Source organism: Nitrosococcus oceani ATCC 19707, assembly GCF_000012805.1.
Lineage (GTDB): Bacteria > Pseudomonadota > Gammaproteobacteria > Nitrosococcales > Nitrosococcaceae > Nitrosococcus > Nitrosococcus oceani.
Genome location: NC_007484.1, coordinates 1,337,804 through 1,355,199, shown reverse-complemented (window position 1 = coordinate 1,355,199; position 17,396 = coordinate 1,337,804). Strand labels below are relative to the sequence as shown.

General features: G+C 45.5%; 15 protein-coding genes. All 15 read right to left on the bottom strand.

What is annotated here, in order from left to right:
- Positions 1 to 102: 102 nt before the first annotated feature.
- A complete protein-coding gene (locus NOC_RS06745; RefSeq protein ID WP_002809756.1) occupies positions 103 to 1,242 on the bottom strand; it encodes a glycosyltransferase family 4 protein in 1,140 nt (379 codons plus the stop codon).
- A 171-nt stretch (positions 1,243 to 1,413) separates the two neighbouring features.
- Positions 1,414 to 2,163 (bottom strand): glycosyltransferase family 2 protein, encoded by a 750-nt coding sequence (locus NOC_RS06740; RefSeq protein WP_011330596.1) that lies wholly within the window; start codon positions 2,161 to 2,163, stop codon positions 1,414 to 1,416.
- The gene (locus NOC_RS06735) at positions 2,164 to 3,096 is read right to left on the bottom strand and encodes a GDP-L-fucose synthase family protein (protein ID WP_002809612.1); all 933 of its coding nucleotides are present in this window, start codon (positions 3,094 to 3,096) and stop codon (positions 2,164 to 2,166) included.
- Positions 3,097 to 3,273: 177 nt separating this feature from the next.
- On the bottom strand, positions 3,274 to 4,101 hold the full coding sequence (locus NOC_RS06730) for a glycosyltransferase family 2 protein (RefSeq protein WP_244860088.1): 828 nt from the start codon (positions 4,099 to 4,101) through the stop codon (positions 3,274 to 3,276).
- Positions 4,094 to 7,207, bottom strand: coding sequence for a sulfotransferase (locus tag NOC_RS06725; protein WP_011330595.1), 3,114 nt, complete (start codon positions 7,205 to 7,207; stop codon positions 4,094 to 4,096). The genes NOC_RS06730 and NOC_RS06725 overlap by 8 nt, the downstream gene beginning before the upstream one ends.
- A gap of 2 nt (positions 7,208 to 7,209) precedes the next feature.
- On the bottom strand, positions 7,210 to 7,917 hold the full coding sequence (locus NOC_RS06720; protein WP_002811428.1) for a sulfotransferase family 2 domain-containing protein: 708 nt from the start codon (positions 7,915 to 7,917) through the stop codon (positions 7,210 to 7,212).
- A gap of 2 nt (positions 7,918 to 7,919) precedes the next feature.
- Entirely contained in the window at positions 7,920 to 8,540 is a 621-nt protein-coding gene (locus NOC_RS06715) for a sulfotransferase family 2 domain-containing protein (RefSeq protein WP_011330594.1), read from the bottom strand.
- Positions 8,537 to 9,166, bottom strand: coding sequence for a sulfotransferase family 2 domain-containing protein (locus NOC_RS06710; protein WP_002808703.1), 630 nt, complete (start codon positions 9,164 to 9,166; stop codon positions 8,537 to 8,539). The genes NOC_RS06715 and NOC_RS06710 overlap by 4 nt, the downstream gene beginning before the upstream one ends.
- A gap of 3 nt (positions 9,167 to 9,169) precedes the next feature.
- Positions 9,170 to 10,420: an ABC transporter ATP-binding protein gene (locus NOC_RS06705; protein ID WP_002808763.1), complete on the bottom strand. Its 1,251-nt coding sequence runs from the start codon at positions 10,418 to 10,420 to the stop codon at positions 9,170 to 9,172.
- Positions 10,420 to 11,247 carry an ABC transporter permease gene (locus NOC_RS06700; protein WP_002810569.1) on the bottom strand — a complete coding sequence of 276 codons (828 nt, stop codon included), beginning with the start codon at positions 11,245 to 11,247 and terminating at the stop codon, positions 10,420 to 10,422. The genes NOC_RS06705 and NOC_RS06700 overlap by 1 nt, the downstream gene beginning before the upstream one ends.
- Entirely contained in the window at positions 11,244 to 12,797 is a 1,554-nt protein-coding gene (locus NOC_RS06695) for a fused MFS/spermidine synthase (RefSeq protein WP_011330593.1), read from the bottom strand. The genes NOC_RS06700 and NOC_RS06695 overlap by 4 nt, the downstream gene beginning before the upstream one ends.
- Positions 12,798 to 12,891: 94 nt before the next feature.
- Positions 12,892 to 13,860 (bottom strand): FAD:protein FMN transferase, encoded by a 969-nt coding sequence (locus tag NOC_RS06690; RefSeq protein WP_002808983.1) that lies wholly within the window; start codon positions 13,858 to 13,860, stop codon positions 12,892 to 12,894.
- A 77-nt stretch (positions 13,861 to 13,937) separates the two neighbouring features.
- Positions 13,938 to 16,487: a DUF3570 domain-containing protein gene (locus tag NOC_RS06685; protein ID WP_244860086.1), complete on the bottom strand. Its 2,550-nt coding sequence runs from the start codon at positions 16,485 to 16,487 to the stop codon at positions 13,938 to 13,940.
- Entirely contained in the window at positions 16,474 to 16,731 is a 258-nt protein-coding gene (locus NOC_RS06680) for a DUF4266 domain-containing protein (protein WP_036497278.1), read from the bottom strand. The genes NOC_RS06685 and NOC_RS06680 overlap by 14 nt, the downstream gene beginning before the upstream one ends.
- Positions 16,732 to 16,854: 123 nt before the next feature.
- Positions 16,855 to 17,373: a TlpA family protein disulfide reductase gene (locus NOC_RS06675; RefSeq protein ID WP_002811294.1), complete on the bottom strand. Its 519-nt coding sequence runs from the start codon at positions 17,371 to 17,373 to the stop codon at positions 16,855 to 16,857.
- Positions 17,374 to 17,396: the final 23 nt, after the last annotated feature.

The following is a 17,396-nucleotide window of genomic DNA, read 5'->3' as shown; positions in this document are numbered from 1 at the left end:
GCAAATTACTACTTGAAACCGCGGGTTATAAAATTACTTAGTCTCCGTTTTTTGAAAATAAGCGGGAGATACCCGAATACTTCTTTTTTGTTACTTCGGACCTTATTGAGGTACTTTAAAACTACCGGCGGATTTTTCAAGCAAGCGCTGATAGAGATCCACATACCTTACGGCCATATGCGCCGAAGTAAACTGCCGCCAGTAGCGAGCCTCGGCATTTTTACCCATTTCTGCCGCAGCTTTGGGATGATTCCAAAAAAAAATCATGGCTTCTCTAAATGAGCCGGGATTGCTGGGAGGAACGACCAGACCCGTCTCATTGTGAATATTGACATAGCTGGTGCCCGTGCCAATCTCACTGGATATCATCGGTTTTCCAAACATAGCGCCTTCCAGCAAAGAGATACCGAAAGCCTCAGAACGAAGATGGGAAGGAAACACAATGGCCAGACTCAAATCGATCAGCGCTACTTTGTCCTCATCGGATAACGCTCCCAAAAAATGAATATTTTTTAGATCTAGACGTTGCGCATGCCTTCTCAGTTCTTTTTCAACAGGCCCAGAACCTAAAATAACCAAAGGAAAATCAGTACCCTTAACAGCATCCAGAAGAATATGTAAACCTTTATAATAACGAATCATGCCAACAAATAGGAAAAAACGATTACCCACCCGAGTTCGCCAGTATTGTAGTAATTCCGGTCTTATTTTAGGATAAGAAGCTTTATCCAGGCCGATGGGAATCACCTCGGTTTTAGCCCGATACTGATCTAGTACCTGGCTAGTGGCGAAATAATTGGGAGAGGTCGCTACAATGCGATCAACATGATTCAAAAAACAGTGCATGAGTGGCCGGTAAAAATTGAAGAGAAATTTCTGCCGGATAATATCAGAATGATAAGTTACTACAGATGGTTTTTTAACCAACGAGGAGAAATGCACCATATCCATAAATGGCCACGGAAAATGATAATGAATCAGATCTACTTGCTTGGCTAATTGAATAAACCGCAGTAGGGCCGATAACGAAAAACCCGTTGATGCGATTTGAAAATCAAGCCGTGCTCGATGAACAAGATGATTATCAATAAATAAATTTTCCTCAGATTTGGTTTTGCTTAGGGTGAGAATTTCCGTTTCAACGCCATAAGCAGAAGTACCACGAGCAATTTGGTAAATTACTTGTTCAACTCCCCCCATCGTATCGGGGAAATAGGTTCTATAAAAATGTAAAACCCGCATATAAGCTCGCTTAAAATGCGCCTTATAAAAAATACCTGCAAGCCGGTTTCGTTAGCATATTTTTCAAAAAGCACTTACTAAGGGGATAAAGCTAGATAGGCTTAATATGAAAAAACCATTCACCACGGAAGAAAGATGCCATAGGAACGAAATCTTCAAGCTCGCTTAAGGCTATCTATGTAACGCTTTAAACCAGATCGCATAGGGTTGGGCGAGCCACCATTTCAAAGGAACGCGCCCATAATGTTGGCGGACAGTCCTGATAGCTTCCTGGTAGTGTAAACGGCGTTGGTTTTTTGTTTTGGTAGCCATATGATCCCGATTCACCGCAACGAATTTGTCTACAAAATGTAACCGGCCGAATCTTTTAAATAGACGCCACCATAAATCATAGTCCATGGCCATGTGAAGATTTTCATTCAGCCCCCCCATGACTTCCCAGGCAGAGCGCCTAATCAACGTTGCAGGTTGCGAAATAATACAACGTAACGCCAGACGGCGTTCGTTAAAAGGTTCTACCCAGACGGCCCGTCGATTCCCGGTTTTCTCAATAAAATTCCATGAGCGCCCATAAGCTGCAGGTGCTTCTAAAGATTGCTGCAAGGCTTGGTATAAATAGGTGAGTCCTGCCGGCAGTAGCCAATCATCGCTATTTAACCAACACACAAAAGGCGCCTCTCCCCACCCGATTCCCTCATTGATAGCTGCGGCCTGTCCTTGATCAGGATGACTGCGCCAACCAGATAAACGATGCTCCCATTCGTGGATAATCGCAAGCGAGCTGTCCTTGGAGCCGCCATCCATCACAAATACTTCGACAGGCAATTGCTGCCCAAACACGGAAGCCAATGCTTGCTCGAGATAACAGCCTTGGTTGTAGGAAGGGACCACCACCGTAACTAACGGCTTTACCGTGGTCATTTAGGCAGCAACACGATTTAGAAAATCCCGGTAAGCTTTGTTTATTCCCTCACGCAAGTCTATCTGTGGACGCCAGCCTAATTCCTGTATTCTGCTGACATCCAATAATTTGCGTAGGGTACCATCAGGCTTGGACGAATCGAAAACGATGCTTCCCTGAAACCCCACCACACCCATGATCATCTCAGCTAATTCTTTGATCGTCACATCAACACCTGTGCCCACATTAAATAAACCGCCAGGAATATCTTTTTCCATTAAAAGAATACAGGCATTCGCCATATCGTCTACATAAAGAAATTCCCGCCTTGGAGTCCCCGTTCCCCATACAACCCATTTTTCATCACCTCTTAAGTTAGCTTCATGGGCCTTGCGGATCAAAGCAGGTAATACATGGCTGTTATTAAGGTCATAGTTGTCATGGGGTCCATACAAATTAGTGGGCATCACCGAAATATAGCGGGTTCCATATTGCTGATTATAGCTCTCACACATTTTAACGCCCGCAATCTTGGCAATAGCATAAGGCTCATTGGTAGGTTCTAGCGGTCCTGTCAGGAGATAGTCCTCTCGTATTGGCTGAGGACATTTTTTTGGATAAATGCAGCTTGATCCTAGAAAACACAGACGTTTAACGCCGGCTAAATAGGCTCCATGGATAAGATTAGACTGAATAACAAGATTTTCATAGATAAATTGGGCACGGTAGGTATTATTGGCATAAATTCCACCCACTTTTGCCGCAGCGATAAATAGGTAATCAGGCCGTGCTCCCTCAAGGAAGGAAAATACCTTCTTTTGATCGCGCAAATCAAGTTCCTGGCGGGTGCGGGTAATAATATTAATATATCCTCTTTCTTCAAGATTTCTAACAATGGCGGACCCTACCATACCCCGGTGCCCAGCAACGTATATTTTTTTCTCCTTATCCATACATTAATTCACATGAAGATTAGAACTACCATCTATTTCTAGCAAAAAAATAGCATTTTAAGTTCAAATATAAAAAAATATCGGCGACTTTGCCATCCTATAGCAAACTGTAAAGCCGGTATAAATTTCCCAAGAATGGGTTCATTTTTTTACCGAAAAGCTTATCTCAAAATCTACTTAATCTCCCCATAGGATGTTTAAGTTAAAATTCGACCCTGGAGGAAGCCCCGGAAAGCACTCTCCTCTTCGAATAAAAAGGAGGGAACGTAATTGTACCGAAAGAGGGAAAAGCTTACCTAGCAAAGGTGGAAACCGCATCTGATTGGACCGTTGTACACGTTCTATTTCCGCCCAACCGGTAGTCGTCAGCTGGGTTGTGGTTTTAGCATCTTTATGCACTCGAAAGGCCGAAAGAAATCGGTTTACCCGCTTGAAATTACCAACGTCCATATAGCGTACGAACAAATCATAATCCATAGCAAATTGGAAACTGGCATCGATATTCCCTTTTTGTTCAAACAGGCGACGACGCCAGAAACAAGATTCCTGCGGGATAAGATCCCAACGCCGCATTAAAAAACTGCTATGCCGAGGCAGAATCCAGTGTCCTATAACTTGATTTATTTCGTTAACAATGCAACGATGGCCATAAAGAAAATCTACTTCAGGATGACGATGGAAATAATCGGCCACAAAATTAAGCGTACCGGGCAGTAGCACATCATCGCTATTTAAATAGGCCATAATCTCCCCAGTGGCAATGCTAAATCCCTTAGCAATAGCTGCACTCTGCCCTCCATCAGGCCCCGACTCAAAATGTAAAAAACGATTACGGTAGGAGGCAATACGATCTAGCGTCTGATCAGTAGAGCCACCATCCATAAAGATATACTCCAGGTTTGGATAACGTTGCTCAAACACCGATCGCACCGTCCACTCCACATACTCTCCCTGATTGAGGGACGGCGTTACAATACTAATAGTTGGAAGTTTCAAATTAGCCACTTTCCTCATCCCTCATCACAAAGAAGCAATAATCCCCTTTGCCTATACGATTCCAAAAAAACTGCTGCCAAAAATTAATTCTTTGCGCCCGTAAACGCAGGGGATGATCAAAATCGACTGTATGGGATACGCTACCTCCAAGCCCGATAAAATTCTGCATTAGTGACATGGCAGTCCAGTAACAATGGGAGAAGGTTTTGAAACAAACAGGATGCAAACCTGTTTGTCTGGCTAGGGCGAATAAACCCTTCCTCGAAAAAATATAGCGATGATAGGGTGCATGCCAATGAGCCCAAGTTGGGCCAAACCAGGTAATTTGCCGGGAATCCAAATTAGGCGTACTCACGACCAGAACGCCACCAGGGGCAAGTAGCAGACGAAGACGGCGCAGGACCCGCACCGGATCATCTGTATGCTCAATACTTTGCCCCATGAAAATGACATCGAACTGATAGGAATATGGAATAATCTCAACAGCATCTTCAGCACGTCCTTGCCAAACACAATGCCCCTTACCACGAGCAATTTCCACCGCTTGGATATTGGGTTCCAGGCCATAACCTCGCCAGGATTTCCGGGCGGCAATGCCATCGAGTAAATGGCCCTCAAAACAACCAGTATCAAGTACTCGAAGTGGGCTGTGAATATTAATTTGTGAAGATTGAAGCGTATTACTCAACTCATTCAGGGTATTATCTAGCCAGAGATCTTTGGAAAAAAAATACGAAAGCCACCGCTCCACGGGTAGCCTCAGAAGCAATTTCTCCCAGGGGCGTTTACCCTCGAACTGACGATAGGGCGAAGGACTCTCTGGGTTATTGATCGATGAGGGCGGCGCAGAATAATGGCGCTTATACAATCTGTCAAGTTCAGCAGGCTGGATAGGCGGATAAGTAATCGCAATGAGATGACGGGTATCCAGGTAGATATAATTGATCATCTTATCGCCAAAGCGAGTATCTGGAGTACTAAACAAGAACCGCTCTGCCAACTTGCCATCAATGGGGCTTAATGCCTGTCCATACTCCGTTCCAGACAAACTAACAGGCGGTGGCGGCAAATTGCTAAAATCGAGGGGGAAAAATAAGCGGTGGCGCCTCGAAATTTTTTCTATAGATTTACTGAAAAAAAGATATTTCTTTTGAATTTCCCAGCGAAGTATTTGCAAGCGGGAAGCTTGGGATAAAAAATCATGGCGCGCACGTTCCATTTCTTCATTATAAGCTTCCATATTTTCGCTAAATTGCCCCCGGCGAATACGGAAACAACTAACATGCCCTGACCTACGGATAAATTTAAAACGAGCCGATAAACGCAACCAGAGATCATAATCTCCCGCTAATTTTAAATCACGCCGTAAACCACCAATGGTTTGGTAAGCTTCCCGCCTAAAAAAAACACCGTCCTGAAATAAAATATGCTTATTAAGCAGATCAACCGTATTTATCCCCTTTGGCTGCCGAACGTTGGGATATTTCCACCCGTTCACCAAAACAGTGTCCTCATGGTAGATTACGGCTACTTTCGGATGGCGGGAGAAATAACTGCCAACAGCAGCTAAGGCCCCGCCTTCAAGTAAATCATCAGCATTTAGGTATCCCAGTATTTCACCCGTTGCCCGCGAGAAGCCCTTAGCGATAGCATCATACATGCCGCCATCAGGCTCTGATATGACACAACTAATTCTATCCTTAAAATCAGAACTATTTTGAACGCTATCTATAATAGACAAGGTATCATCAGTGGAACCACCATCAACGATGATAAATTCCAGTGCGGGATATTCTTGTACCAGCACCGAGCGCAGCGTCGCTTCAATAAATTGAGCGCCATTAAGCACCGGCGTAACTATCGTTATTCTTGGTAATGGCGGTGCGGGCGGCCCTTGTACTACGTGCCAAAGGCCATCTTTGATTTTCTGTTTTAAGCGTTTTTTAATATATCCAAGATCCCCATGTAAACGCGCTTTCAAACCCATATTTTGCAACGAATGGAATTGCTTCTTAAATTCTTCCTTTTCTGTTCTCGATAGAATTAACTGCTTATTAAGCGTGCTATTTTGCCTCTGAGCGGATTTTAATTCATTACTAATATCCTGATTGCGCTTCTGGGCAATTTCATTTTGTTGCTTCAAGCATTCAATTTGTTGACTTAAATATTCTATTTTTTGCTCGAAAATACCTCGTGACTGGAGGTCAGAACAACGCCTCTGGCGTCGTTGCACGTATCCTTCCGCTGTTTTTAGCAGCCGTGAAGAGATCTCGTGACAAGGCATTATTTCGAATTCTGCACAGGCATCAGCATATTGTTGGGCATAACCTAATTTAAAAAAAGATTTTTCTCCCAAGGAATTCAAAAGAGTTTGAATTTCCCCTTTTTTGAAAACACCCTTATAAGCATCAATAGATCGCGTATGAATAGAGGGCGTCGCAAGAATTCTCTTATCGCCGAGAGAACTCCTGGCATAGGAGGTTTTTTGAATGTCCAAATCCTTATTAATTGCTTGCGGTGGGAGTTTTAGATACTTAAAGATACGCACCATTTGTTCATCAGGATCAACAACCAAGTCCTCATAACGAACTCTAAGCACGGGATAATTTTCTTCAAAATCCAGCAGTCTATTAAAACCTAGAATATAGTCAAAAATAAAAGGAGTATCTTCCTGATTAGAGATAATTTTTGGAAGTTCCACCGACCAAGAAGTTTTAAAAGAAGCCGCCACATCAAGGGGATTGCGTACGAGAAAAATAATTTTTCCTTCCGGCAGAAACTCCTGCACAAAATCAAGGGCATGATAGTTACGAGGGGTTTTATCAATAAAAACAGATTTTCCCGCTTCCTCCAAGGCGTGCTGATAAATAGATAAGGCTGCCCGCTTGAGACTCTGTAATCGTCTAGCTCCTAAAAACTCAGCAACCGCGCTAGACAAAAGAGGCGGATCGGCAACGTGATCAGCAGGAACCTGTCCAAGCGATTCTAGTCCCAGCAGCAGCCACGGCTCCGGCGGGCAGTAAATACTCCGGTGCTGATTAAGCAACCAAGAAAGTAAAGTTGTACCTGAACGGGGCACTCCTAGCAAAAATACGACCGATGAGCTGTCCGTCATAGTCATCCCTTTGCCTTTAAAAGTTTGTGTTTTTGTATAAGAAAACGTTTAACTCCTTGATTATATAAATCGTAATCCAATTCATTGCGGCGCATAAACTCGGATGCCAGACAGGAATCAATGCTATAACTCGCTCCAATAGAATTTTTTGGATTACCGTTTTCTGTTTTTATTGGCAAGCCGCTTAGCAGTGGAGAAACGCGTCCCAGCATTTCTACGCTATCATGGAAATATTCTGTTAAACCGATAAAGTCAAACTGATTCAACGGAAATCGCCAAAGGAATTTGGCCTGGAAATTAGTATGTTCCCTAGATAGCAGGAATCTTTCTAAGCTCCAATTCTCTTGAGTAAAACGCTCCCAAACCCGATGTCCTTGAACAGCCGTTCTTTTCCAGAAAAAAAAATGCGATATTGCTCTTTGTAAAGGTTCTCTGAGAAAAGTCACGTAAAATATTTTTTTACGGCGCCTAAAATAACAGCCGTTAAATCTAGCATATTTTCCCACTAGGAAATGACCGAAAATAATTGATTCTTCTCTCGGCTTAACGGTAATACTTGAGGCCAAGCAACGAGCATTCCTTGATAAATCACCCCTGGCGAGGGGGCGATCATAATCAAAATGAATATTATCGATACCTACTTTAGCGGAAATAGCTTCCTTGAGTGAAGTACCCGCCGCCTTAGGAATATGCACGATGACGATCTTCATTCTTAATAGCGCTTAGGGGAATCGAATTCATAGCCAAAATTCTCAATATCTTCCCGGAAACGCTCCGCTACTATTTGGATAAGATCGGAATCGTAATATTCAAAATAGGACTTCCGATTCCCCTTATTGAGAACAGGAAGACTTCTCCTTGAAATCCCTAGGATATCGCATAACTTAGAAAAACCTTTGTGTAAATCTTCGTAGCGGATAATAAGATCAATGTTTTGATCAGGTTTTGTACTCGCCACATGGGCAGGTAGGCGCAAAAAAGTAGTCATTGGATAAATTTTATCCAACATGCGGATAAATTTATTTCTATTCCAGGAATAATTTTTATTATGTGGTGAAAAATAAAAAGAGATAGCACGATCCCAAGGATTACGGACACAGGTAAATTTTCGTTTTGGCCAAAATGATTCTGGCCCTAGTGCAAAAAAATAATCAGTCAAAGTCGAGTGCTTAGTGGTGCCGTAGAGACTATATAATCCAAATCGATGAACACCATCCTTATTGCCGCTGACAACGATAGTATCTTCCGAGTAGGTGCTTAGAATATTCTGCATGGCATTGCCAGCGGTCTTTGGAATATGCACAAAAATGAATTGGTGACGTATTCCTATCATGCGATTAATTTTACTTTCTGAAAATGATAACCATGCAAATCAATCTCCACCGCAAAGATCTCTTGAATTTTACGTGCCTGGGAAGCCGTCAAAACTTCTTGATAAGGCCGTCGATCAGTCCGATATTCTGATTTAGCATAAACCCCAAGCGAACCATCAAAAGGTAATCCTAACCTTCCGAAAACTTCTCCTAAGCCTTCAATAAGGTTATTAAAGTCAATAATTTTATCTACAATAATTTTTGAACTATTTCCTGGTTCTGTATAGCGGGGAAAATTGATGGGAAATTCACAGCCATCGAGAAATTTGTCAAGAGAGAGATTCCCACCAGTTCTGCATTTAGCCATATAATAATAGGAGATAGCTTTATCCCAAGGGTTACGCTCTACACAAAATTTAAAATAATTTTTCCAGGTTTTCTTACCTATTTTCTCCCGAATCTCCGCGCTCGTCATGCGGTTATAAAAACCCGCGTAATTACGAGGAAAATGGGATTCCACCGCGGGATAAATGGGGGTAACGATATCAAAAGAACCGCAAAACTTGGAAAGGAATACTTCAATACTTGTTCCTGCTGTTTTTCCGTTCTTTATAAAAATAAATTGATATTTGTGAGAAATAATCATTTCTTACTGCTCACAGGTAAGTTTTATATCATTAAACCCTAATAAATCGTTATTAGTACGCGGCAAAATATCAAATGTTAATGCGCCTGGAATTTTATGTAAAATAAAATATTGTTTCTGATCTTTACGATCTTCCAATCTTAGGGTAATAAAATATTTTCCATCATTAAATTTTGCGGGAAACTTTATTTTTAAAGTAATAGCAGCAGCATCGAATTCCGAAGAAAGCGGGTTAATACGGAACCAGCGCCCACCTATACCCACTAGATTAGTTGCCTGGAGTACTACCGATAGGCATGGAAACTCTATGTGAGACGCAAACTGGCAGGTAACCTTTAATTCAATAGTATCACCATAATTAAAAAGAGCGGCACTTCCTCTTGTTGCTACAAAAACAGCGGACTCAATTTCTCCTTCACTAGTGCCATAACCATGGGACTTTTCACAGACGATGGTATCCCTGCCTTTTTTTTCTTGTTGTACGCGACTCATCTGCCGGGCACGCACATCCATAAAATAACGCTCAGAGATGTGTTCCGGTTCACCCTCCGCCTTTTTTTGGCCATCTTCAATATAGACTGCACGATGACAAAACGATTTAACAGCGCTCATATCATGGGAAACCAGTAATAATGTAGTTCCTTGAGTAATCAGACCCTGAAGCCGATCCCTGCATTTAAATTGGAATGCTGCGTCCCCTACCGCTAAAGCCTCATCGATGATCAGCACTTCCGGTTCAAGACAAGTAGAAACAGCGAAAGCAAGCCGCATGATCATCCCGGAAGAATAGGTTTTAACCGGTTGATCAATAAAATTACCGATCTCCGCAAAGGCTGTTATTGCTTCAAAGCGGCAGCTAATTTCAGCGCGGCTAAACCCAAGGATAGCGCCGTTTAGAAACACATTTTCCCGCCCCGTGAATTCAGGGTTAAAACCGCTTCCCAATTGGAGCAAGGCCGCAACTCTGCCTTGAACAGCGATTTTTCCTGAGGTAGGCGCTAAAGTGCCGGCAATGATCTGTAGCAAGGTGCTTTTTCCCGCGCCATTGCGCCCGATGATAGCTACAGCCTCATGCCGCCGGACCTGCAAGGAAATATTGAGTAATGCCCAAAATTCACGGTGAAATTTTTTACGCCCTCGAAAAAAAGACTGCCACAGTCGATCCTGAGGGCGGTGGTATAAATGATAGCACTTGCTAACATTATCCACATTAATCAAAATTTCCGGATCGGTTTCTCCCATGGAAGTTAACATTATATTACATCGGCAAAACCGGCGCGTGTTTTCTGGAACCAGGCATAACCCGCCCAGGCAACGATAGCAGAAACTAAAAAATAGACTACATAACCCTTTAGCTCTGGAATTTCTCCACTAATAAGCGTGGCACGTACCTGTTCAATGATATAAGTAAGCGGATTAAGTTCTAAAAAGATCCGAAAAGATTCTGGAACTGAGCTTACAGGGTAAAAAATTGGCGAGAAAAAGAGCAGCCCACTGCTGATAAAAGTCACCAGTTGACCCAGATCCCGAAAATACACAGTAGCCGCTGCCATAAACCAACTCACTCCAACAGTAATTAAACTCAAGGGCAATATTAGCAAGGGAATAAAAGCAACGGCTAATGCTATGCTCCCATGGGCGATGCTCCAAATAACAATTAACAATAAAAAACTAATCGCGGCATGAAATAAACTCGACCCCAAAGCGACGACCGGCAATACCTCCAGGGGAAACACAACTTGCTTAACATAACTGGGATTACTAAGAATTAAATAGGGCGCTCGATTGATAGTTTCAGACACTAACCCATGAACAATTAAACCCGTAAATAACACCATGGAAAAATCAAAAGTATTTTCTGCCGACAATCCCCAGCGTGCCTTAAAAACCACCCCAAAGACAAAAGTATACATTGCCAGGGAGAATAAAGGATTAAGAAAAGACCACAAGAATCCCGCAAAGGAACCCCGGTAACGCCCTACCACTTCGCTCCAAACAAGCTGGGCAATCAATTCACGGGTTTTGATGAATTCCTTGAGTGCCGCGATGGGAGAAATGGAGAATCCAGACGATGACTTCACCGCACTAAAATATCCGTGCCTAACCAATTGACTAAAATATTTCTATAGTGTTTTGCTTTACGTACCTGCAAATGCTCAAGTGGATTAAAATTATCCGTTAACAGGATTCCTTGGGTTTTATCCACTATCATAAGGCGTTGTTTTAACCAAGAAATTTTCTCAAGCGTGAGTGTATTGACATCCAAATCAATAGGGCGATTAGCGGCAAGGAAAATGAAATCGTTAAAATCCTTGCCGGGCTCGGAAGCAAAAACCATTTGATGGGGAAAAGCGTGCGCCAGGGTCTTGGCGATAGAGGCCAATGCAGTATTTTTCCCGTTCTCCGAGAAAGATACGAAATTAAGGGCGAGTATGCCCTGCTCGGAAAGCAGGGAGCGTAGCCGTGTCAAAGTTTCAATAGTCAGTAAATGGACAGGCTCCGCACCCCCGGTAAAACAATCATGGATAATTAAATCATAAGGACCTTTTAAACGCCGAATTTCATAACGGGCATCTCCAATTATGGCCTTACCAGTGGGACTAAAGCCAAAATAACGGATTGCCGCCTCCGCAACGGCCGGGTCTATCTCCAGCGTATCCATGACAATCCCATAGCGATCTTCCAAAGCCATAGCCATATGGCCGGCACCCTGGCCAATCAGCAAAGCGCGCTTCATAGGAGGTGCTAAAGCCGGAATGAGCGGTACGATATTTTGGTAGGCAAGCCGGTTTTGACCATGGGTAATGCTGGCCGCTCCAATGGTAGAAGCATCAGCGGTGAGCAGGCGGAGATCCCGCGCCGGTTGATCAATAACCCGTACCCAACCATATAAGCTTTCCCGCTCGAATTGGACTTGAAAAGACTCCTTATTGGAGTCCGTGCGATTTGCACCGGCAATTTGTGGTAATAGCCCAATTCCTATCGCTGCCAAGAAGTCAATGGGCAGTAGGGCCGAGGTAAACCTCAGGCGTTTTCTCTCATAAAAGGCTACGGCTATGGCCAATAGGAACAGGACAAGGCCAAGCACAATAAAAATCTCGCGGGAACCTACAATAGGAAATAAATAGAATCCCAGGAGTAACGTTCCCACGACACTGCCAAGGGTGCTTATCCCATAAATCGAACCGGCGCTGGCGCCAACCCCCGCCAGATTTGCAGTGGATAACTTAACAGCGAAAGGCCCCACCATTCCCAGAAAGGTCAAGCTTGGCGAAAACAGCACCAGCGCACTCACCAAAGCCCCTGCCCGCAGGCCCAACGGATCGGTCGCCAGCAACACTGGACGAGTTAACCAGGGAATAAGAAGAGTGAGTAAGGCTGCGAGTGCAATGATCAATGACAGGCCGGTCCGTTCGGCCCGATCAGCCCAGCGGCCCCCGATAAAATAACCCAAGGCCAGCGCTATCATAGTGACCGAGATCAGGGATGACCAAACGTAAAGGCTCGCCCCATAGAAAGGGGCAATCATCCGAGTTCCCAAAATTTCTATGATCATGACTGCGGCGCCAGTCAAAAAGACGATAAAGTAGAGTCCCGCTCGTCCCGGGAAATTTAGGGAGAGGTCATTCATATTTTCTTTATCCTTGCATGTACAGGATAGATTTGAGTGGACAAGCAGCGGCATTCGGTTTTCATGAAAATCACAGCAAGGCGTGGCGCCTTTGTTAATATTCGTTGAGTACCGTGATTGCCGCCTGGCGCTCGCTGTTTTGAACCATAGCAACAGCTTCAATGGAGCCTTCCTCTAGGGAACCACCGGTTTCACCTTCCATGTTCACCCAGAAATGAGGTAATCCCAAATTCTGCAACCAGGCTGAACCATTAGCCTCTTTTAGCATGGCAATAGTAGAAGCGCTTCCTGCTACCACACATAAATCACTGATTACGGTCACCGATGCCAAGTGCCGTACCGGCCAACCCGTCTGAGGATTGAGGACATGGCCGTAACGAACGCCATCTAATACAATGCAGCGCTCATAGTCACCACTACTAGCAATCGCGCCTTTATGTAGCAGCAGCATTCCCATCGCGGCTTCTTTATGTCCAGGATGGCGGATACCAATCCGCCAAGGCTCACCGTCCGGGCGAGGACCAATCACTTTGATATCACCGCCTAAGTTTACTAGGCCTCGCCGAACTCCTGCCTGTAAGCTCAGCGAAGCCGCCCGGTCGGCGGCATATTCCTTGACGATACCTCCAAAGTCAATCTCCATTCCAGCTATGGGAAATTCTAATACCGGCGGCGCCCAGCGCAGTTTTTCCCAGCCAATTTTGTCCAGCAGTTCCTGTACTTGCACCCTGCTCGGCAGCTCGCCTGATTTAAAATCCCAAGCGCGCCGTAAAATACCGGAAGTAATATCAAATAATCCTTTACTTTGCCCATAACAGGTAGCTGCATAATTGAGCAATCCTTCTGTTTCTTTGTCTACCGAAATACGCCCACCCGCCATGGCCACCCGGTTGATATCGGAGAGAAAACTATCAGTGCGGTAGCGGGAATAGCGAGCTTCCAACCGGCGCACATCGGCGATAATAAGTCCCGCGGCCCGTTGAGCTTGAACCTTAGTCTTGGCATAGAGCTGAATTTCACAGGGCGTACCCATCGCCTTGAAGGCTTCCCGGTAAAGCTTCATGCTACTCTCTTAACCCTAAAAAAAGCTTATCCACCGGAAAACCCAAACCCTAGGCTAGAGAAATACCCTATACTCGATTAAAATCCTAAACCCCAAGTGACAAAAAGCGACCCTTCCCGCTCCAGCTGAAAGCCATTGACATCGTTCCTGACCGGCTGCACCCATTCGATACTTAGCCGATTGCCTTTCAGACCGCCACCTAAGGTAGAAGCATTGAGGCCAAAACCCACATCCCAGAAATGCCCACCATAGTTCTCTGGAAAGTCCACCGGCGCCGACTGGGGGTCCGGCCCGTTGAATTGGTTCCTAATCGTTCCCTGGGTAGTATAAATGCCCCGAACCGAGGCGGACAGCCATTTGAATAGGCTATAGCCTCCCCAAGCAGTGGCCTGAAAAATATCACCAAAGGCAAAACCGGAAGAGTTTTCGCTTTCCAGGCGAACGGTACCACTCAGTTGGCCACCCCAAGACCAGCGATCCATCGAACCCGTATAAGTCAGGTTAGGCAAGAAATCCCAGGTACCGCTTCCCAACTGCATCCCATAGTGAATGAATAAGGGTTTGCCAAAATCCGGGCTGCTCTCATTAACCTCTTGACCTTCAACCTCAATACCCACATCCCCTGTCGGCGCGCTGACGCCTAAACCCAAATGGAGATGATGTTGAGGCGACGCAAACAATTTGACCAGCGCGAATAGCTGGGTATCGCCCACACCGCCGGTCTCGTGTCCTCCGCTATCCGCCGCATGGAAGTGTCCGCCCACGGCCTCGGGATCAATAGGCGGCGCCCCTTCAAGCTTCCGCAAATCCATATTCATATCCATAAACATGGGCATTAGCATCAGATTCAGCCAATCGGTGGGCGCATACATAAGATTAAGCATATGCATATGCATATTCATGACCGCCGAGGTTAGCTGACAGGGTCGATCGCGGCAGGCGTTATTGACAATAGTAAGATCATCAATGGCCTGGGTGCCATGGAGCATATCGCCGCCTTCGCGGCTATACTGATAGCGGTATCCCACCATGAATTCGCCGGCTGTCCCCAGCATATGGCTAAACATTACCCCGGCAGGGGCAAAATCGCTGTGCCCGTTATGTCCACCGGCATGATCATGCCCCCCCCCAGAATAAGTGAGAGCGGATAAATCCACCTTCAGCAGTGCGTTAGCCAGAAAATAATTGAAATCGGCAAAATCACCGGTCCCTCCTCCTCCCAGCTTCAGAGAACCAGCGTGGGTATAATATTCAAATCCTGCCTCCAAAGTGACCCCTTTGGCAAACTGTTTGCTCACTGTCACCCCACCGCTCAGGGCCCCAAAAGCAGATAGTCTATGATCACTGGAGAAATGCTCCGGGGTAGGCAGTTGGCTCTGATTAGGTAAAATCTCCGCTAATGAAAGGGGCTCCTGGCTGGCAATAAAGAAGGGACTATAGAAGTCTGCGGCACCTTGACTGTAATATCTGACCCGGGGGGTAATGATCCACCCTCCTCCCACAGGCTGCCCCCAGGAAGCGTCAAAGGTATGGGCGTTGATCCCCCAGTCATCATGAAAAAAATTGTAATTGAAATGCAAACCAGCATCCAGCCTCGCAAGATAACGAGTATAGCCCGCGCTCCAGGTGAACTGATTCCGCTCTTCAGGGCGTTTGTCGTAACGGGTGAATAGCCATGCTTTCCCTGGGGTATCCAGGGGGGTTAAAAAAGTGACTTCCTTATACGGGTTGGAGAGAAAACCTGAATTGTGGTTATAACCAAAACTAGCTCGGAAGGTCGAGTTTTTATCCAGCACTTGAGTCAGGCCCAGACTCGCTCCGATATCCGTCCGCCCATCATGGAGCCGCACCGACCAGTCGGGAAAATCCGGGTTTATCCCACCTTCCGCATCAACCGGAACCGAAGTGGCCCTGAAGCGGAAACGGCGGACATCGATAGTGCTATCCGTATAGCTCACGCCTCCTGTCAGGGTGGTGAGTTTCTGGTTGAAATCCCAGCGGCCTCCTAGGCTAACATAGCGGGAATCATAATCATCCTCCAAGGAAATACCGCCCCCCAGATTCAGCGCCGCTTCATCCCATTCATAGCCCATCCGGAAATCTCCCTGCTTGCGGGTTTCCGGTGAGGCTTCAGCCATTACATGCACCGTTTCATTGGTGGTTACCGTGTCAAAGGTATTCGGAATAGTTGCCTGCCCTTCCCCGGTACGGGTGTCATAATCCACAATACCCCCTTTGAGATCAGTAAAAGCTGAGGCCCCGGTTTGGGCATTGGGGTTAAATCTGATAGCTGCTGCGGGAGCCGTGGTAATGGGGGTCGCCCCCACCCAGGTGTCCTGAATAAAATTAGCGCGGAAAGTCAAACGATCAGAAAGGTCGATTTCTCCAGAAGCCTGCAGACTATCCACCTGAATGTCATTATCCTTATCTCGGAATTGACTCTTAGTGCCGCCACCTTCTTGATAACGGCCATATTGGAAATCGAATTCCCCCCCCTCGAAGGCGGCGTGGGACGGTAAGGGCATCAAGCCGGGCAGGGCCAGCGCGGCAGAAGTTAATGCCAATAATGAAGAGCTGGCCCGGCACTTGGGAGAAGATGCGTTAGGCTTTGGCTTAATAGCAGCCACATCCTCCCCCTTCCGCAGAATCGCCGCCGATAGCTGCTTCTCGGCCCCGGTAACTATGGGAACGCAAGCCACTCTGCATGGGATAGGGGTCCGGCACCATCTGGGGTTTAGCCAGGTTACCCCGTTCCCATGGCGCTACCGGCGCGCAACCTGCTAGGTTTAGCAGCACAAAGAATAGTAGCAATAACAAGGTGTTTATTGTTTTTCTTCGTCTTCTTATTATAGGTTGGCGATCTTTTATCATATCTCTATCCTCCTTAAATCTAACACACGCCGAAGCGCGTTGTAGCGCTTCGCAAAGCGTATTGATTAAGCAATCATATGCTAAAAAAGGGAGGGGAAACTAAACGGTAAACAACGCGTAAAATTAAGGATTAGCCGTTTTTTCTTGTAAAAGTTTTTGCGTCCACGCCTCTAGCTCTTGCGTATCCCCCGAGCGAAATCCTAAGTGGGTATGGCGAATCACGCCCTTTTGGTCAATCAAGAAAGAAGAAGGCATTGCTTGAATATCAAATGACCGGGCACACTGCTGATCTGGATCAACCACAACATCAAAGTGAGCGGGCACTCTCGCTAAAAAGTCTTGGGCGTCACTTAACTTCTCGTCCACATTGATGCCCACAATATGTAGCCCTTGATCGCTAAAACGCTGATGCAGATCATTTAAAAAGGGAAAAGATTTAAGGCAAGGCGGGCACCAAGAAGCCCAAAAATCCACATAAACCACCTTTCCTTGCCATTGCTGAAGAAACACCTGATCTTCTTTCTCAAAGGGCTTCAATAAGCAGTTAGGCGCCTGTTGGCCAATCTCGGCAGCCATAGCCGTTGGTACGGCGGGAATAGCTACCAATAGTAAATAAAACAACACTAATCTCGGTTTATTCATGGCCTTGTGTACTTTAAATAAGC